Origin of the sequence: Pseudodesulfovibrio tunisiensis, from assembly GCF_022809775.1 — a bacterium.
GTDB lineage: Bacteria > Desulfobacterota > Desulfovibrionia > Desulfovibrionales > Desulfovibrionaceae > Pseudodesulfovibrio > Pseudodesulfovibrio tunisiensis.
In genome coordinates this window covers 1,188,849-1,206,864 of record NZ_CP094380.1, presented here as the reverse complement: position 1 = coordinate 1,206,864, position 18,016 = coordinate 1,188,849, and the positions used below count along the sequence as shown (strand labels likewise).

Annotated in this window: 20 protein-coding genes; 12 read left to right on the top strand and 8 right to left on the bottom strand. The window is 58.7% G+C overall.

Features of this window, described 5'->3' with window-relative positions; all coding sequences use genetic code 11:
- The first annotated feature begins 8 nt into the window (after positions 1-8).
- Together MPN23_RS06050 and aroC are read left to right on the top strand one after the other, a co-directional pair.
- Positions 9-662, top strand: coding sequence for a potassium channel family protein (locus MPN23_RS06050; RefSeq protein WP_243546804.1), 654 nt, complete (start codon positions 9-11; stop codon positions 660-662).
- A gap of 8 nt (positions 663-670) precedes the next feature.
- Complete coding sequence (gene aroC, locus MPN23_RS06045) at positions 671-1,732, top strand: chorismate synthase (protein WP_243546803.1); 1,062 nt, start codon at positions 671-673, stop codon at positions 1,730-1,732.
- Positions 1,733-1,734: 2 nt separating this feature from the next.
- Here aroC and MPN23_RS06040 read toward each other — a convergent pair whose 3' ends face one another.
- Entirely contained in the window at positions 1,735-2,379 is a 645-nt protein-coding gene (locus MPN23_RS06040) for a FlgO family outer membrane protein (protein WP_243546802.1), read from the bottom strand.
- Positions 2,380-2,441: 62 nt separating this feature from the next.
- Positions 2,442-3,269 carry a purine-nucleoside phosphorylase gene (locus tag MPN23_RS06035; RefSeq protein ID WP_243546801.1) on the bottom strand — a complete coding sequence of 276 codons (828 nt, stop codon included), beginning with the start codon at positions 3,267-3,269 and terminating at the stop codon, positions 2,442-2,444.
- Positions 3,270-3,362: 93 nt separating this feature from the next.
- On the opposite strand from MPN23_RS06035, the gene MPN23_RS06030 reads away from it, so the two are divergent.
- The 10 genes from MPN23_RS06030 (at position 3,363) to MPN23_RS05985 (ending at position 11,563) form a co-directional block, all read left to right on the top strand.
- Positions 3,363-4,115, top strand: coding sequence for a motility protein A (locus tag MPN23_RS06030; protein WP_243546800.1), 753 nt, complete (start codon positions 3,363-3,365; stop codon positions 4,113-4,115).
- Positions 4,115-4,858: an OmpA/MotB family protein gene (locus tag MPN23_RS06025; protein ID WP_243546799.1), complete on the top strand. Its 744-nt coding sequence runs from the start codon at positions 4,115-4,117 to the stop codon at positions 4,856-4,858. The genes MPN23_RS06030 and MPN23_RS06025 overlap by 1 nt, the downstream gene beginning before the upstream one ends.
- A gap of 32 nt (positions 4,859-4,890) precedes the next feature.
- Positions 4,891-5,268, top strand: a complete 378-nt coding sequence (locus MPN23_RS06020; protein WP_243546798.1) for a PilZ domain-containing protein — start codon at positions 4,891-4,893, stop codon at positions 5,266-5,268.
- Positions 5,269-5,325: 57 nt separating this feature from the next.
- Entirely contained in the window at positions 5,326-6,690 is a 1,365-nt protein-coding gene (locus MPN23_RS06015) for an ATP-binding protein (protein WP_243547357.1), read from the top strand.
- A 1-nt stretch (position 6,691) separates the two neighbouring features.
- Complete coding sequence (locus MPN23_RS06010) at positions 6,692-8,959, top strand: Clp protease/crotonase-like domain-containing protein (protein WP_243546797.1); 2,268 nt, start codon at positions 6,692-6,694, stop codon at positions 8,957-8,959.
- Positions 8,960-9,010: 51 nt separating this feature from the next.
- Entirely contained in the window at positions 9,011-9,661 is a 651-nt protein-coding gene (locus MPN23_RS06005) for a biotin attachment protein (protein WP_243546795.1), read from the top strand.
- Positions 9,662-9,693: 32 nt separating this feature from the next.
- Positions 9,694-10,038 carry an enolase-like domain-containing protein gene (locus tag MPN23_RS06000; protein WP_243546794.1) on the top strand — a complete coding sequence of 115 codons (345 nt, stop codon included), beginning with the start codon at positions 9,694-9,696 and terminating at the stop codon, positions 10,036-10,038.
- Positions 10,039-10,082: 44 nt separating this feature from the next.
- A complete protein-coding gene (locus MPN23_RS05995) occupies positions 10,083-10,649 on the top strand; it encodes a single-stranded DNA-binding protein (protein WP_243546793.1) in 567 nt (188 codons plus the stop codon).
- Positions 10,650-11,054: 405 nt separating this feature from the next.
- Positions 11,055-11,318, top strand: a complete 264-nt coding sequence (locus MPN23_RS05990; protein ID WP_243546792.1) for an RNA recognition motif domain-containing protein — start codon at positions 11,055-11,057, stop codon at positions 11,316-11,318.
- Positions 11,319-11,407: 89 nt separating this feature from the next.
- Positions 11,408-11,563 carry a hypothetical protein gene (locus MPN23_RS05985; protein WP_243546790.1) on the top strand — a complete coding sequence of 52 codons (156 nt, stop codon included), beginning with the start codon at positions 11,408-11,410 and terminating at the stop codon, positions 11,561-11,563.
- A gap of 74 nt (positions 11,564-11,637) precedes the next feature.
- Here MPN23_RS05985 and MPN23_RS05980 read toward each other — a convergent pair whose 3' ends face one another.
- The 6 genes from MPN23_RS05980 to MPN23_RS05955 form a co-directional block, all read right to left on the bottom strand.
- Positions 11,638-12,252 carry a peroxiredoxin gene (locus MPN23_RS05980; protein WP_243546787.1) on the bottom strand — a complete coding sequence of 205 codons (615 nt, stop codon included), beginning with the start codon at positions 12,250-12,252 and terminating at the stop codon, positions 11,638-11,640.
- An 8-nt stretch (positions 12,253-12,260) separates the two neighbouring features.
- The gene (locus tag MPN23_RS05975) at positions 12,261-12,803 is read right to left on the bottom strand and encodes a peroxiredoxin family protein (protein ID WP_243546785.1); all 543 of its coding nucleotides are present in this window, start codon (positions 12,801-12,803) and stop codon (positions 12,261-12,263) included.
- 188 nt (positions 12,804-12,991) lie between these two features.
- On the bottom strand, positions 12,992-13,717 hold the full coding sequence (locus MPN23_RS05970) for a 4Fe-4S dicluster domain-containing protein (RefSeq protein WP_243546784.1): 726 nt from the start codon (positions 13,715-13,717) through the stop codon (positions 12,992-12,994).
- 10 nt (positions 13,718-13,727) lie between these two features.
- A complete protein-coding gene (gene fdnG / locus MPN23_RS05965; RefSeq protein WP_243546782.1) occupies positions 13,728-16,745 on the bottom strand; it encodes a formate dehydrogenase-N subunit alpha in 3,018 nt (1,005 codons plus the stop codon).
- A 24-nt stretch (positions 16,746-16,769) separates the two neighbouring features.
- Positions 16,770-16,994 carry a hypothetical protein gene (locus MPN23_RS05960; RefSeq protein WP_243546780.1) on the bottom strand — a complete coding sequence of 75 codons (225 nt, stop codon included), beginning with the start codon at positions 16,992-16,994 and terminating at the stop codon, positions 16,770-16,772.
- Positions 16,995-17,227: 233 nt separating this feature from the next.
- A complete protein-coding gene (locus tag MPN23_RS05955) occupies positions 17,228-18,013 on the bottom strand; it encodes a hypothetical protein (RefSeq protein WP_341540101.1) in 786 nt (261 codons plus the stop codon).
- Between the last annotated feature and the right edge of the window lie 3 nt (positions 18,014-18,016).

Here is an 18,016-nt window from a genome sequence, read left to right as displayed (position 1 = left end):
GATATCTCATGAAAATGGAAATCGGCGTTGTCGGTTTGGGCAAGTTCGGTCTGACTCTGGCGAAATCCGTGCACGACCTCGGGCATTCCGTGGTGGGCGTGGATGCGTTCAAATCTTCCGTGGACCGCGCCAGACCCCTCATTACCCAGGTCTATCAGGCGGACGGCACGGACAAGAAGGCGCTGGAGCAACTCGGATTCAGCGAGTTCGACCATGCCATCGTGTCCACGGGCGAGTCCATGGAGGCCTCGATTCTGGTCTCCCTGAACCTGCTGGAACTGGGCGTGAAAAAGGTCTGGGTCAAGGCGGTCAGTGCGGAGCATGAAAAGATACTCAAGCGCATCGGCGTGCATTACGTGGTCTTTCCCGAACAGTTCGTGGCGGAACAGCTTGCCCACAGGCTGGCCGTGCCCGGCATGATGGACTATCTGGCGTTCGGCAGTGACATCATCACCCGGGAGATCGTGGTCGACGAATGGCAGGGCAGCACCCTGCGCGATCTGAATCTGACCAATACCTTCCAAGTGCAGGTCGTGGCGTACAAGCACAACGGCAGTACGGAATTTTCCTTTGTGCCCAAGGCCGATCTTCGGCTGGAACAGGGCGACACGCTCGTGCTTCTCGGCAAGACCGAGGATGTCATGAAAGTGGGCAAATACTAGGAGTGACCATGAGCGGGAATACATTCGGCAGAATTTTTCGCCTGACCACGTTCGGCGAATCCCATGGCCCGGGGCTGGGCGGCGTGGTGGACGGGTGTCCGTCCGGCATTCCGCTTTCCGAGGAAATCCTTCAGCAGGAGCTGGATCGCAGGAAACCGGGGCAGGGAATCGCCTCCACTGCGCGCAGGGAATCGGACCGGGTGGAAATCCTGTCCGGCGTGTTCGAGGGCGTGACCACCGGAACACCCATCGGGTTTCTGATTCGCAACGAGGATCAGCGCTCCCGCGACTATTCGGACATCAAGGACGTGTTTCGGCCCGGTCATGCGGATTACGGATTCCATGCCAAGTTCGGTGTGCGCGACTACCGTGGCGGCGGCCGGTCATCGGGCCGGGAAACCGTGTCGAGGGTGGCGGGCGGAGCCATTGCGCAGGAATTGCTTCGTGCCGAAGGAATCGCCTTGCAGGCCTATACCGTGGAACTCGGCGGAATTCCGGCGAAACGCGTTGACGTGGAGGGCGCGCAGGCCCGTCCGTTCTTTGCGCCTGATCCGGACGTGGTGCCGGTTTGGGAAGAACGCGTGCGCGAGGTCAAGAGTCAGGGGGATACCTTGGGCGGCGTTGTGGAAATTCTGGCCCGAAGCGTTCCCCCGGGGCTGGGAGAGCCTGTGTTCGACAAGCTGGACGCGCGGCTGGCCCATGCGCTCATGTCCGTGGGCGCGGTCAAGGGGGTGGAAATCGGCGACGGCATGGACGCGGCCCGCAGTCTGGGGAGCGGGAACAATGATTTCATGACCAGTGAAGGCTTTGCATCCAATCATGCGGGCGGAGTGCTGGGTGGCATTTCCTCGGGACAGGACATTGTGGTGCGTGCCTACGTCAAGCCCATTCCCTCCATTGCTCTGGAACAGCGGACCATGACGGCACAGGGCAGGGAAACCTCCATTCGCATCGGCGGCAGGCACGACATCGCGGCCATTCCGCGCATCAATCCGGTGCTCAAGGCCATGGCTGCGCTGACCTTGGCCGACCTGCTTCTGCTCGACCGTCGTCTCGGACCGAGAGCGTAGGGCTATTCGAACTGCGTTTTGACGGTAGGTTCCAGTCCGCTGTCCCGGCCTTGAAGCTGGGGCAGCAGTTCCCGGACATCCTGCGTGACGGGCAGTTGCCAGCTATGCCCCGCAACCACGGCATTGTCATCCAGACGCACGATTTTCGCAGTCATGTAGATGACGCTGTCGCCCGGAATGTATGACCCGGTCAGCATGGCCGAGCGAGCCGGTTTTTCGTATTTGGAATCGTTGGCTGGCGATTCCTTTTCAACTGGCTGCATGCCGTTGTTCATGTAATCCTGCTGATCCGGCGCTCCATGGGTGATGACCATTCCCCGCTGGGCAAGGCGGTCCGCAACCTGTTCGGCCATGATCTTGCCGAACGCGGCCATGTCGTCCGGGCTGTTTTCATTCAGGAAACGACGCACGAATACCTTGGAATCCCCGCCCAGTTCCCTGCCACTTACGTTTTTGTAGAGCGTGTCCGCGGCATCGTAGTTGAATTCGATGATCGGCGTGGTGTTCTCGTGAAAGACCGCCTTGGACGTGGGCGCGGTGTCGAACACGGTGTCATAGGCCTCGTTGGCGTTCTCCTTGAACGAACTGCATCCTGAAATCAGGGGCAGGAGAATCAGGGCGGCAAGGGCGAGGACCGTTTTTTTCATGGCAGGTTCCATTGCTGGCTTGGGTTGTTCGGCGAAAATTCACCGTGAATTTCATCGGCAGGTTACGCGAATTCCTTTAGTACCGCGAGCATCAGCTGCGTCATGGCCGCCGAGGACTGTTCGGCTCTGGCCAGCACGGATTCGTGGGAAACCGGCTCCATGCAGTCCGGCAGATTCCTGTTCGTCAGGCAGGACAAGCCCAGAATGCGCATGCCCATGTGGTGTGCGGCAATGGCTTCCATGACCGTGGACATGCCGATGGCGTCCGCGCCGAGCATCCGGTACATGCGCGTTTCCGCCGGAGTTTCCAGACAGGGACCGGGGACCTGGATGTAGGTGCCGCGTTCCAGTCGGAGGCCCAGTTCCAGAGCCTTGGCTTCGGCGAGAGCTGCGAGTTCGCGGTCGTATACCGTGCTCATGTCCGGAAAGCGCGGGCCCCAGTCTTCGTGGTTGGGGCCGCAAAGCGGAGTCTGGCCCGTGAAGTTGATGTGGTCGCGGATGAGCATGGGCGCGCCGGTTTCGAAAACCGGATTGAGCGCCCCCGCCGCATTGGTCAGGACCACGGTGCGCACCCCGAGTTCATGCAGGACCCGGATGCCGAAGGCGGTGTCCTCGGCCGGGAATCCCTCGTAGAGATGGCAGCGTCCCTCAAGAACGAGAGCCGGTTTTTCCTGAGCCGTGCCGGAGACGAGCCTGCCTGCGTGTCCCTTGACCGTGGAAACCGGAAAGCCCGGGATGTCCGCATATTCAAGGGATTTTTCGTCTCTCAGGGCCTGAGCCATTCCACCCAGTCCCGAGCCCGTGACGATCCCTACCGTTCCGGGTTGAGTTTTCCCTAGCTTTTCCTGTATATATGCGACAGAATGACGTAGTTTTGAGCGGTAATTCATGCGGGCTCCTTGCGTGATCGGGTTCGGCGCAAACGGCTGCGGGGCCTCTGGACCGGTGTTCTTTCGATTTAGCAACAAGGTTAGGCTCGATTTATGGACATTGCGACGTTACTCGGCCTTGTGGTCGGTCTGTCCCTGGTTGCAGGGGCCATCGTCCTCGGCGGTGCCGTGGATGTTTTCATCAACATTCCCGGCATGATGATCGTTGTCGGCGGGACTTTGGCCTCCATCATGGTGGCTTTCCCGTTTGAAGAGGTCATACAGGCCTTTACCGCTGCCATCAAGATGTTCGGTCAGCGCAAGACCAAGGTCAAGGACGTGGTCAACATCATGGTCAAGGTGGCCGAGATCAGCCGCCGCGAAGGTCTGGTTGCTCTGGAAAACGTGCAGACCGAGAACATGGTGCTCAAGAAATCCTGCCAGCTCATCGCGGACAATGCCGACCCGGAGCTTATTCGATCCACGCTGGCCATCGAGATAAATTCCATGAAACGCCGTCATCAGGTTGGGCAGGACGTGTTCAAGCGGCTTGCGGCTCTGGCGCCGTCCTTCGGGATGATGGGTACCCTGATCGGTCTGGTTCAGATGCTTTCCCAGCTCGACGACCCCAAATCCATCGGGCCGGCCATGGCCGTGGCACTGCTGACCACGTTCTACGGTTCGGCCATGGCCACGCTCATCTTCATTCCCATTGCCGCAAAGCTCAAGGCGCGCACGCTTCAGGAACAGGTGCATCTGGCCGTCATCTTCGAAGGCGCGAAATCCATCCTCGAAAACAACAACCCGCGGCTTGTGTATGAAAAGCTGTCCTCGTTCCTGGCTCCCAAGGAGAGAGAGGCCAACTGATGATCGAAGATCGCAACGACATTTTTCTGGGCGGCGAGGAAGAGGACGACAGCGGCGGCGAGTGGTTGACCACGTTTGCCGACCTTTCCATGCTTCTTCTCGTGTTCTTCGTCCTGCTGTATTCCATGTCCACCTTGGACACGGAAAAGTTCTCCGAGACCTTTTCCTCGGTGACCAAGGCCCTGAGCGGGAGAATGGACAAGGTTTCCACCAGCAGGATTTCCCGGGAGGAAGCCGGTGTTCTCATTGATCAGGCACTCATGCGGCGGCAGATCATCGAATCCCAGCGCAAGGTGTTTGCCGAGGTCAAGACCCTTCAAACCAAAAAGGGCGTGGAAGGACTGGTCAGCGCCAATTTCGAGGACGGGATCATCACGTTGCGCGTGCCCGGGGACGTGATGTTCGCGTCCGGACAGATCGAGCTGGCTCCCAAGGGGCGGGCCATTCTTGCCACACTTCGGAATTTTTTCATTCAGCACCCGGATCAGACCATCAAGATCATCGGATATACCGACAATATGTCGGTTCGGCCCGGCGGTCGGTTCAAGGACAATTGGGAGGTTTCCGCGCTTCGGGCCATCAATGTGCTCAGAGCTCTGCTCAAGATGGGAATCGAGCCCTCGCGTCTCACTGCGACCGGGTTGGCCGATCTCAATCCCCTTTTCCCGAACACCACGGATGCCTATCGGGCCAAGAATCGGCGGGTCGAATTCATTCTGGAAAAACGCGTTTCCGGCAGATAAGCCGTTTTCGGCATCATGCGTTGGAGGAAACCATGTCTTTTGAAATAAAACTGGATGGTGGAGACGATCAGCTCCGCAAGGCCTTTCGTACACGCGTTCCCGGTCTTGCGGCCAGATTCCGGGATCGGGAACTGCAACTCGACGTCAAGGACCTCAGCGCGTCCGGATTTGCCGTGCTGGAGCAGACTGGCGCGTTCAAGGAAGGCGAAAGGCTGGCCATCGACCTGCTCATCAGGAACAAGCTGTTTCTCGGTGACGTCGGGGCAGAGGTCATGCGCGTTCTGGACAATGGCATCGTGGGCATGAATTTTCTGGAGCTTGATCGTCAGAAGCAGACCAAGCTGGACAAGCTGGTTCTCGAAGTGCAGAAGCGGCTCATCGAATTGCGCAAGAAGCAGCGAGAGGAATAGCAAAACTTCGTGGTTGATACGCACAGGGTTCTCATAGCCAACCGGGGAGAGATCGCCATGCGCGTCATGCGCGCCTGCGTCGGCCTCGGTCTGGAATTCGTCAGCGTCCATACCCGCGAGGATGCCGGGTCCGGCCATGTGGCGCTGGCCCGCAAGCTTGGCGGGGATTCCTGTCTTTACCGCATAGAATCCTATGCGGATGCCAATGAACTGTTTTCCGTTGCGGATGCGGCGCAGGCCACGGCCATACACCCCGGATACGGTTTCTTTGCCGAGGATTTCCGGTTCGCGCGGCGCGTGGTGCGTCGGGATCGGCCCATGGAATGGATCGGTCCGTCCTGGTGGGTGATCCGCGACCTTGGCGACAAGATCAACACCAAGCGCATTGCCCGCAGTTTGGGCGTGCCCACCATTCCCGGTTCGGATCGGCCCGTGTATTCCGAGCTGGAAGCCGAGGAGATCGCCCGGACCCTGTTCGACTTCCAGACTACTCAGGGCATTGTGGACGGCGTGGTGCTGGTCAAGGCTTCCGCCGGAGGCGGAGGCATGGGCATCGAGGAAGTGGGGAGCCTCGAAGCGTTCCGTTCCGTGTTCCGGCGCATTCGCAATTACGCCAAACGGAATTTCGGGGACGAGGGCGTACTCATCGAGCAGCGGATTTTCGATTTCAATCATCTGGAAGTGCAGATGGTTTCCGAACGCAGCGGCATGCGTCACGTGCACTTCGGCACTCGCAACTGCTCGGTGCAGAGCACGGGCAAGCAGAAGCGCATCGAGGTGGCCCCGGGGTTTGCTCCGGGCGACCTGCCGTACACGTTCGACGCACAGGGCGTGCTCGACGAGATCACAGCGCACTCCCTGTCCATGGCCCATGAGGTCGGATATGACAACGTGGGGACCTGGGAATGGATCGTCACGCCTCGGGGAGAGCCGTTTCTCATGGAGGTCAACACGCGCATTCAGGTGGAGAACGGGGTTTCCGCCGTGATTTCCCGGATAAACGACAGGCCCGTGGACATCATTACCGAACAGATTCGACTGGCTCTGGGCGAATCCATGGGCTACGGGCAGGGCGACGTGTCCTTTGCCGGGGTGGGCATCGAGTATCGCATTCTCGCCGAGGACCCGGGCAATCGGTTCACGCCCTGTGCCGGACGAGTCACGCGGTTTGCCTGGCCGCAATCGGACTGGGCACAGGTATTCACGCAGGTACCGGATTCCGGGGAGTATGAGATTCCCATGGAATACGATCCCAATCTGGCATTGGTCATCATCTGGGGCGAAAATCTGGCTCAGGCCAAGGCGCGGGGACTGGAATTTCTGGACGGTCTAGTGCTGGAAGGGGCAGCAAGCGGCAGCTCGGATTTTTCCACGAACATTGATTTCCTGCGGGAAAAAACAGCAAATCTCCTTGAGTTCTGACATGGATGCGGAAAAGAGAACAGACGCGCTCAGGGAGCGACTCAGCTACATCAGGGATATTTTCGGGCACAAGGAAGACGAGAATGTCCGCATGCTTGCGGCCCGTTTTAGCGAATTCGTGGAGCAGAGCAGGGAGGCGTCCGGGATTTTCGTGAAGGAGGAACTCGGGCGTCTGGAAGGTCTGTTCGATTTTTACGAGCGCAAGCTTGAAGTTGGCCTGACCCCCATGGATCGGGTGCGGATCGTGCGCCATCCCGGTCGCATCTGCCTGAAGGACATTCTGGAAAATGTTTACGACAACTATTCGGAAATTGGCGGGCGGGGAGAGTTCAACATCGATCCGGGCATGCTGATTGCCCGAGCCTATTTTGCCCGCCGGGTCGGGGACAAGGTCGTGAACCAGATGGTCATGGTCATTGGTCAGGAAAAGGGGCATGGCGAGGATTTTCGCAACGGCGGCTCAGTCAAGCCGTGGGGCAATGCCAAGGCCCTGCATTACATGAAGGTGGCGGAAACCGAGAACATTCCGGTGCACACCTTCGTGTTCACGCCCGGGGCCTATCCCATCGAGGACTGGCCGGGCGCGGCCCAGCAGATCGCGCGCAACCTGTATGAGATGGCCGCGCTCAAAACGCCGGTCATTTCCGTGTTTTCCGAAGGCGGTTCCGGCGGGGCCGAGGCCATCGGACTGGCGGACAAACGGCTCATGCTTTCCCACGGCTATTATTCCGTGATTTCTCCCGAAGGGGCTGCTGCGATAGAAGGCGGACTGCGTGCCGGTCAGCGGACCACCCCGGAGCTGATCGAGAAATGCGCGGTCCAACTGCATCTGACGGCCGGGGACAATCTGGAGAACGGGTATGTGGATCGCGTGATCCAGGAACCGTCGCTTGGAGCGCGTCCCCATCATTACGACTTTTTTCGGGAACTCAGGCGCGAGATCATTCAGGCCACCAACGAGGTGGTGTCGGACGTGAAGTCCATGAAACTGTACCGGGCCATGGCGCTGCGGCGTCATTCCTCGGATGATGCCGAAGCCATTTTCGTACGCTGGAATCTCAATACCTCGGCTCAGGAACGGCTGGTGGAGCGGCGGTACCGGAAGTTTCGCGCCATGAGTCGACATGCGCGAATCGACGGCACCGGACTGGTCAACAAGGCCGCATCCTCGGTCAGGGGCGCTGCCTGGGCCGTGCATTCCTTTTTTCGTTACGATCTGCTCGGACGACCCAAGAAGCGGCTTGACGCCATGGTCGAGGATCTGGAAGCCGAGGCCCATCTGGTTCGAAGACGTTTGCTCAAGCCTTTGAAAAGCGTGCTGGATCGTGCTTTGCCCACGGCCGGTCGCGACGAGGACAGCAAAGGCGAGGAAGCCCGCGAGCGGCTGACCCGACTTTCCTGCCCGGAAGAGGGTGCGTGCCTTGTGGGGGATGCGTGGCAGTGGATGAGTCCCCGGAGTCAGGAGGACAGGACGCTTTCCTGTCCCAACGTGCGAACGCATCATTGCCCGGATTTGTGGGCGCCTGATCTGTTCGGGGATTTTGCCGGGGTGTGCCCCTGCTGTGGCCACCATTTCCCCATGGAGTTCCAATGGGCTCTGTACAACGTGTTCGGATTCCTTCCGGGCCGGGAGTTCAATCGTGAGCTCGAATCCATCAATCCGCTTGGCTATGAACGGTTTGACGTCAAGCTGGACAGGGCCAAGGAGCAAACCGGACTGAAGAGCGCCTGCATTACTTTTGAAACCGATATTGACGACATCAAGTCGGTCGTGGCAGTTCTGTGCGCCCCGTTCCGAGGCGGCACCGTGGGCGCGGCCGAAGGGGAGAAGTTCATTCGGGCGGCGGAACGGGCCGCGCGCAAGCGGTATCCGTTCATCGCCTACGTGCACGGCACGGCCGGAATCCGCATTCAGGAAGGTGTGAACGGCGTGATACAGATGCCGCGCTGCACCCTGGCCGTGCGGCGGTACATTGACGCCGGAGGGCTGTACCTCGTTTTGTACGACACCAATTCCTACGCCGGACCTGTGGCGAGTTTTCTGGGATGCTCACCCTATCAGTTCGCGGTTCGATCCTCGAACATCGGCTTTGCCGGGCCCGGCGTGATTTCCGAGACCACTGGCATGGAGATTCCGCCGAAATACCATAGTGCGGACCTCGCGCTTTCCCGTGGGCACATTCACGGCATATGGGATCGCAGGGAGGTCAGGAAAAACCTGCATCAGGCGCTCTTGACCATGGGTGGCCGGAACCTTTACTATCGCTGACCCGCGTTGGGGAGCGCGGTTTCGACAAAGACAATCAATCTGGGGAATTACATGCTTAACGTAAAAGAATTGCTGGAAAAGATAAAAGAGTCTCCGTACAAGGAGATTGTGGTCAAGGCTCCGCACACCGGTGTGGTGGAGTTCGGGACCGTGAAGGCCGGGGATCGCGTGCACGGCAAGGCCGGAGAGTGGCAGGAAAAGCCGGGAACGGTTCTGGCCCATCTGACCCGGGAGCGCAACCGCAAGCCCATCCATGCCCCGGAAAAGGGTGAAGTGCAGTCCGTTCGCACGGAACTGGAAGGCAAGTTCGTGGAGGCCGGGGAGCCTTTGCTGACCATTCGCCATTTTCTGACCCGCAAGGAAGTCATCGAACTGATCCTTCAGGAAGCCCTGTACCTGTTTCGTGCTCCGGAACGGGCCAAGTACTACTTCGTGCCCGAGGTGGACCAGAAGCTCAAGGTTTCGGGCAAGCGGTCCGTCAAGGTGCATGAGGGTATGGAAATTCTGATCGTGTCCCGCATGAAGCGGGAAACGCCCTTGGCCTATTCCGGGCCGGAAGGTATCATTTATTCCGTGTATTTTTCGCGCGGCGAGAATGTTGACGAAGGCAGCCCGCTTATCGGCGTGTGCCCCGAGGATCAGCTGACCGTGATTCAGGACGTGGTGGCCCGCATTCAGAGCGAATGGGAAGAGGAACGGTAGAAACCGCCGTCCGGCGCAACAGGAGCATTGCCATGGGCAAGATCTTGCAGATTCGTGTTTCGGCTTGGACCTATGATGAGGACGAGGTCAGGAAAAAATGGCCTTCCTTGTGGAAGCTGGTCTGGGAGGAATCCGGTCCCCTGATGCGTCAAAAGGGTGTTGTGGACTTGGCCAAGGGTGTGTATGACGCGGTTCGCGCCGGGCTGATTCCCGATGCGCAGGCTCAGGCCCTTCGTCCGGAAGCCGAGAATCTGGAGAAAATCCGCTTGCGTCTCGAAGAGGCATTGGGAGCATGGAAAGCCAGGGAAGCGGATACGTTGACGTATTCCCTGGAAGATTCGCTCGATGCCCTGGAAGACACGGCAGGGAAATTCTGATACTCGAAAGTTTCATAGAGAATTTGTATTTGCAAGGAGTAGATATGGCTGGAAGCTTGAACAAGGTAATAATCATCGGCAGGCTGGGGCGTGATCCCGAACTGTCCTACACGCCCAATGGTCAGGCCATGGCCAAATTTTCCGTTGCCACGGACGAGGGATATCGCGACAGGCAGACCGGCCAGCGCGTCGAGCGCACCGAGTGGCATCGCGTTGTCGCTTGGCGGCAGACGGCCGAGTTCTGTGCCAACTATCTGGGAAAGGGCCGTCTGGTGATGGTCGAGGGCAAGCTTCAGACCCGCAAGTGGCAGGATCAGAACACGGGACAGGATCGTTTCATGACCGAAATCGTGGCTGACAATGTTCAGGGGCTGGATCGCGCCCCGGACGGCCAGTTCAATCAGGCCCAGCAGGGTGGCTATCAGAACCAGCAGCAGGGCGGCCGTCAGCAGGGTGGTTACCAGAATCAGCAGCAGGGCGGATACAACAACGGATATTCCCAGCAGGGGCAGCAGAGTCAGCAGAATCAGCAGTCTCAGCAGAATCAGGAAGAGGACCTCGGTCCGGCATTCCCGTCCGAAGCCAGCGGCATGGATGACGTGCCGTTCTAGCGGTTTCGGGATATGACATGAAAAGGAGGCCTGAGCCTCCTTTTTTTGTTCTTTGGTCGGTGCCGAATCCGAAAGAACCATCGTAGGTTTTCTCGGGTGCGGGCCGTTGCATGTTTGGGGGAAGGCGTTGTGCCTCCTGAAGCGGCCTGTTTGGCGCATTTTGCAAGGCAAACTGGTGGAAGTTGCTTTTGGATTGCGAATATGGCTTGACTTTATTCCAAAAACAGCGGAAAAGATGGTCTCTATGCCAGCGGCACCCTTGGAGGTGCGGTCCTATGTTGGCTTGTGCTGGCTTTAAAGGAAACAGGAATAACGAGGAGCAGCGTGCGTACTTGTGCCCTGCTTCTTTTTATATGGCGTATGGACGCCAAGGTTATTATCTCACACTTCTCAGGAGTATTTGGAATGTCCAAGAACATCTATGTCGGCAATCTGCCCTGGTCCGCCACCGAAGACGAAGTCCGTGCTGCTTTCGAAGCTTACGGCGAAGTGACTTCCGTCAATCTGATCGAGGACCGTGAAACCGGTCGCCCCCGTGGCTTCGGTTTCGTTGAAATGGACGATGCTGGTGCCCGCGAAGCCATCGAGAATCTCGACGGCAAGGATTTCGGTGGCCGCAATCTGCGTGTCAACGAAGCCAAGCCTCGCGCGCCCCGTCCTCGTTGGTAGTTGCCGACGTGAGGCCGTAAAACGGCATTCGGCGCCCGTCTCCCTACGGGAGACGGGCGTTTTTTTGATATCACTACAAGGAGAGTACATTGCCCAACCGCAACTACAAGTTCGAGAAGCGGCAAAAGGAATTGGCAAAGAAGAAAAAGAAGGAAGAAAAGAAGCAGCGGAGGCTGGCGCGTAATCAGTGCGAGGAAGAAAACGGAACGGATTCCAATGGACAGGAACCTTCCGGCGGAGAATAACTCGTTGCAGTGAGCATCCCATGCGAAATTACACGAAATACGGCGGCCTGGTCTCTTGTTGACCAGGCCGTTTTCTATTCAAGGGATTTGACGGCGTTGACCAGTGCCCCGAGATCGGGACGCTGATTGATGTCGTTGACCAGCAGCCATCGGACAATGCCCTTTTTGTCGATGAGGAACAGGGCCCGTTCCGCAGTCCCGTCGGTGCGCAGAATGCCGTAGTTGTCCGCAACGCGACCATGGGGCCAGAAATCGGAAAGGATTGGGAAGTCGAGCCCGCCCATGGCGTTGGTCCAGGCATGAAGACTGGGAATGTTGTCCACGCTGATGCCGAGAAGTACGGTATCGTTCTGACTAAACAGCTCCAGAGCAAGATTGTACCCGGGCCATTGATCCGAACAGACCGGGGTCCAGGCTGCCGGGACAAAGGAAAGCACCACGTTGGATTTGCCCCGGTATTGCGAAAGGGTCACTTTTTCGCCCTTGATCGAGGAAAGGGTGAAATCCGGAGCCATGTCACCCGGTTTCAGGGACGTTTGCGAATCTGTCGGCTTGAGCATGCCCACGGGATAGACGCTTTCCGCGAGGGTGTGAGCCCATGCCGGACCGGACAGGAGAAGGGGCGCGCAAAGAAGAAGGGGCGCGCAAAGAAGAAGGGGCGCGCAAAAAAGAAGGATGCAACGTTTCATTGGAATACCTACCGGATTCCCGCCTTGGAAAGGATGTCCCTGAGCATGGTGGCTTCGTTGTCCACGGCCCCTTCCCGGGCGTACATGATTTCCAGATTGTCCGGGCCCGAATTCTTTACGAGAACGAAATAGGGCGTGCCCACATTGCCCAGCGCCTTGTGCATGGAGTAGTCCTCGTCCGGGATCAGCGGGAAGGGCACATTGAATTTCTTGCGGAAGAATTCCACCTCGAACGGCGTGTTGCCTGCTCCGATACCGATGAGCTTGATCTTGCCGTTGTTGCCCTCGGCAGCAATTTCCTCAAACCAGACATTCACTGTTGGTGCGTCCTTTTGGCAAAGGGGACAATACATGCTGAAAACCTCGATGAGCAGGTACTCTGCGGCGGTATCCGACAGACGGAATTGTTCTGTTTCGGTCAGGCCCAGATACGTTCGATCCGATTCTTCCAGATTCGTTCTGATGCTGAAATCCGGAAACGTGCCGCCTGCAAGGGCGGACTGAGACAGAATCAGAAACAGCGCCGTTGCTGCCAGTATCGATTTTCTCATGCAATTCTCCCTGATTGATCTGCTGAGATTAGCCTTTGTCCGGGGAATAGGGAAGTATAAAGGGCCCCGTCCGGAGCGGGCGGGGCCTGGATTCTCCGCAACCGGACGATTGCCGTCCCGGAGCCGTATTCCGGGAAGTCCGGGGCCGCTTGCGCAGCCCCGGAGCTATTACGGAGGTGTTCCTTTGATTACGAGCGCATGCGTTTCACAGGGGAAGTCAGCTTTGCCAGAAACTGCTTTCTGGACAGCGGGCCGCGCTGAACGCCGGAGGCATCCGCGGACAGGTACTCGTAGTACTCTTCCGTGGGTTCCGCTGCCAGGTAGATGACGCGCACGTCTTCATAATCCACCAGTTCGGCATCCGGGTACTTTCCGTTCTGCGCCTTTTCCAGTGCTTCCTCGGCCAGTTTGAGCATGTCCTCGCGGTCGCCGAAGCTCATGGCCCCGGTGGGACAGGTCTGGACGCATGCCGGAAGCATGCCTGCGGCCACGCGGTCGTGACACATGTCGCATTTGGTGATGACGCCATCCTCGCGCAGGCGCGGAATGTCGTAGGGACAGGCGTCGCGGATGTCCTGGAAGTTCTCCTGCTTGGTCAGTTCGGTGTAGATGACCGCACCCGTGGCCTCGTCAACGATGATCGAGCCTTCCACCATGGCGGCCGCCGCACACGGCGGATCGGTGCAGTGGCGGCACTGTTCCGGAAAGAACAGCCACTTGATCTTTTCGTCTTCCACGATTTCGGAGAAGCGGACTATTTTCAGGGAATTGCCCGAGAGGTCCCTGGGATTCTGATGGGAGCCCCAGTTCACGGTCTTTTCTGCGGGCAGTTTCTTCCATTGCTTGCAGGCTACCTGGCAACCCCGGCAGGCCGTGCATTTGGTCAGGTCGACAAAGAAACTCTTTCCGTTCATGTCGTCCTCCTTACGCCTTGCGTACGTTGACCATGAAGGCCTTGGTTTCCGGAATGCCCGTGTTCGGGTCGCCTACGGACGGGGTCAGGATGTTGGCGGAATCGCCGCCATCCTTGGGCCAGGTCCAGCCGAAGTGCCAAGGCAGGCCCACCTGATGGATGGTCTGTCCCTGTACGGTAAAGGGCCGGAGACGCGGAGTCACGATGGCGATGGCCCAGATGGAGCCGCGCAGGCTTTCCACCATGACCTTTTCGCCGTTTTCGATGCCGCGGAGTTCGGCCAGTTCCGGGTTCATTTCCACGAACACCTGCGGCTCGGCCTCGGTGAGCCAGGTGCAGTTGCGGGTCATCAGGCCCGTCTGCCAGTGTTCGGTCACGCGATAGGTGGAACATACGAACGGGAATCTGGGGTCGCACACGGCCTTGGCCTCATCGTCGAACTTGAGAGCCGTGGGGTTGTGCAGGGTGCCGGAGAAGGGATGTTCCTTCACCGGGCATTCCAGAGGTTCGTAGTATTCCGGGAACGGACCGTCGACCCGGCCGGGGCCGAATATCTGGCCGAAGCCGTGCTTGCGCATGATGAACGCATGCTTGGTGCCGGGTTTCCAGCCGCCGTCGGGTACGTCGCCGACCCACTTGGAGCCGTTCCATTCGATGACCGGCTTTTCCGGTGCCCACGGTTTGCCCTGAAGGTCCACGGAGGCGCGGTTGTACAGGATGCGGCGGTTGACCGGCCAGCACCAGCTCCAGTTCGGGTACAGGCCGATCCTGGCTTGTTCCGCGCTCTGCGTCTTGTCGCGGCGGGCAGCCATGTTGCCCTTGTCCGTATAGGAGTTGCAGTACAGCCAGTTGCCCGAGGTCGTGGAGCCATCGGCCTGCAGGAAGGCGAAGCTCGGAACCTGCTGGCCCTTTCTGTACTGCTTGCCCTTGATGGTCACGTCGCGGGTGAAGTAGCCGTTGATCAGCTTTGCGGTCTTGTGTGCGTCGAACACGTTGTTTTCCGCAATGCCTTCCCAGTTCAGCCGGAGGATGGGATCGGTGAACACACCGCCATCCTTGGCGTACAGATGCTGAATCTCCTTCATCAATTCGTACATGATGTCGCCATCGGGCATGGTTCCCTTGCGGGGTTCCGGTCCCTTGTAGCGCCACTGCATCCACCGGCCGGAATTGGTGATGGACCCTTCCTTTTCAATGGAAACCGCGCAGGGCAGGAAGAACACTTCGGTCTTGATGGACTCGGGGTCCATGCCGGGGCCTTCCCAGAACCAGCCGGTTTCATTGGGGAAGATGTTGACGTTGACCAGCCAGTCCAGCTTGGATAGGGCCTGTCTGGTCTTGTTGGAGTTGGCGCCGGAGCAGGCCGGGTTCATGCCCCAGGCAAACAGGCCGTTGAACTGGCCTTCGTCCATCTTGTCGAACAGGGTCAGCCAGGAGTATTCGCGGGCCGATCTGTTGTCGAGTCTCGGCAGGTATTGGTAGGAGACCTTGGGATCGTCCTCCAGCCACATGGCCTTGAGCAGGCTTGCCGAGTACTTGGGATAGTTCTGCCACCAGTTCGCGGACTCGGGGTCATTGGAAATCGGCGTGTATTTCTTGTTGTACTCGTCGAAGGAATCCTCGCCGGCCAGCGGAGTCTTCAGGTAGCCGGGCAGGATGTGATAGAGCAGACAGTGGTCAGTGGAACCCTGTACGTTGGATTCGCCGCGCAGGGCGTTCACGCCGCCACCAGCCACACCGATGTTGCCCAGCAGGAGCTGGATCATGGCCATGGTGCGGATGTTCTGCACGCCAACCGAGTGCTGGGTCCAGCCCATGGCGTACATGATGGTGCCGGATTTGTCGCCGACGCCGGTGGCGGTGTAGGCCTTGTACACTTCAAGCAGCTTGTCCCTGGACATGCCGGATATTTCCTCGACCTTGTCCAGCGTGTAGCGTGCATAATGCTTCCTGAGGAGCTGGTACACGCACCGTTCGTGCTTGAGAGTCGGGTCCTGAGCCGGAACGCCGTTTTCGTCCATTTCAAAGGCCCAGGTCTTCTTGTCGTAGGATCGGGTCTTGGGATCATAGCCCGAGAACAGACCGTCCGAGAAATCGAAGTCCTTGCCCACGATGAACGAGGCATTGGTGTAGTCGACAACGTAATCCCGGAAGATCAGGTCGTTGTCCAGAATGTACTTGATCATGCCGCCCAGTACCGCAATGTCCGAACCCGAGCGGAGCTGTGCGAATATGTCCGCCTTGGTCGACGTTCTGGTGAACCGGGGGTCGACGTGGATCAGGGTTGCGCCCTTTTCCTGCGCCTTGGTTACCCATTTGAAGGAAATTGGGTGGTTTTCGGCAGCGTTGCTGCCCATTATCAGAATGCAATCACTGTTCTGGATGTCGATCCAGTGATTGGTCATCGCGCCGCGTCCGAACGACTCTGCCAGAGCCGCAACAGTTGCGCTGTGTCAGATACGCGCCTGGTGCTCCACATACACCAGGCCGAGGCTGCGGAGCATGGTCTGGTAGGCCCAGCACTCCTCGTTGTCCAATGCGGCGGAACCAAGGGACGCGATGTTGTCGCATCTGTTGACCACCTGCCCCTTGGCATTGACCCGGGTGAACCCGGCATCGCGGGTTTCCTTGACCTTTTCCGCAATGCGCTTCAGGGCCCATTCCCAGGACACCTTCTTGAATTTTCCGGAATAGGGAGCCCTGTAGAGCACGGAATCCGGACGGCGGTCGTTGTCGCCGAGCTGCCAGATGGACGCGCCCTTGGCGCACAGGGAACCTTCATTGACGGGATGGTCGGGGTCGCCTTCGACGTTGACGGCCTTGTGGTCCTTGAGAGACGTGTTCACAATGAGCCCGCAGCCCACTGCGCAATAGCAACAGACGCTGGTGGTCTGTTTGCTCCATTTCGGGTCCAGCATCGCCGCGCGGTCGGCCAGCTTGGCGGTCTGCGTGCACCCGAGCCCTCCGAAAGCGGTCATGGTGGCCGCTGCGGCGGAGAGTTTCAGGAAAGATCTGCGATTGACGTTCATCCTACCTCCTTTGACGTTGTTTGCTCATCGTCCGCGAATTTCGCGTCCCAGGGCCACGAGCAGGTCGAAGCCTCCCGGCCTTTCAGGGGCCTGCCTCACGGTCCGGCTCGCATGTTCGCGGCACGACAATGCGTACCGCGCCACAAGCGCGCCAGCCCTTGCCTTTACCGGGGAGAGATCGAATCCCAGCCCGTCAAAGGGAAGCGTCCGGCCTGAGGCCGGTCCGGGGTTGATGGGGTCGTGTTTCACGATGCACCTCTTTAAAGATTTATCGATATTCCACCATTGTACCGGGAGAGAAAAATCCACAAGAAAAGGCATCATCCCCACGTTTCAGCACAAGCGAAGCGTGGGGATGATGCCTTTTTGAATTGTTTCGGGGCGCGATCAGCTGCGTTTTCGCGCGTATCGGGCCTGACTGGAATAGAATGTGTTGTAGATCAGGGTCAGACTGATGGCGAGAAGTGCTGCGGCAACGCCGATCAGCACATTGTAGAAGGGGGGGCGGTCAGCGCCAGCCGGATCAGCAGCGTGGAGAGCACGAATCCGGAGTTGCGGAACACGGCCCGGAATTCCGGCAGAAAGCGTTGGGAGATGAGCACCAGCAGGATGTCGCTGAAGATCAGCACTGTGTAGAAATTCTTGAAGAAGTGGAAGGTGGGCTGGCCGGAAACAAAGAGCCGGGCATTTTCCAGTCCCATAACCAGAAAGACGCAGAGCAGGACAAGCGCCACGATCTTTTTCGAGGCCACGAAGCGGAACAGTCTGGGGCCGCCGCGCAGGGATTCCTCCAGCCGGTAGCGCAACAGAGTGTACACGCCGAGAAGACCGAAAATGGCGATGGCTCCACCCCCGTCAGCAAGCAGCCGCCACACCGCGTCCATGTGGCCGGCCACGGTGATGGGTTCGGGAAATTCCGCCAGTTCCTTGAAGGAATTTCGGAGCAGGATCAGGGCCAGAATCTCGAATTGCTTGCCCACGGCTCTGGATATGGAACAGGGCAGGGTGAAGATCAGGCTCACGACTTCCAGAATCAGCACCAATGTGAAAGCCAGACTGATGGCCATGTAGTGGCTGGAAGGAACCAGATGCGTGAATTGCGAGGGGAGCAGCCCCTGCCGGTTCAGCTCGATGGCTCCGAGCGAAAGCAGAAAGACGAAGATCAACAGGCCGCCGACACGTCGTTGCGTGGATTCCCGTTCCCAGTACTGGTGCAGAGGGTCGAATGCGTAAGTGGCAAGTGCGTATATCGAGCTGAATCCGGGCATTTG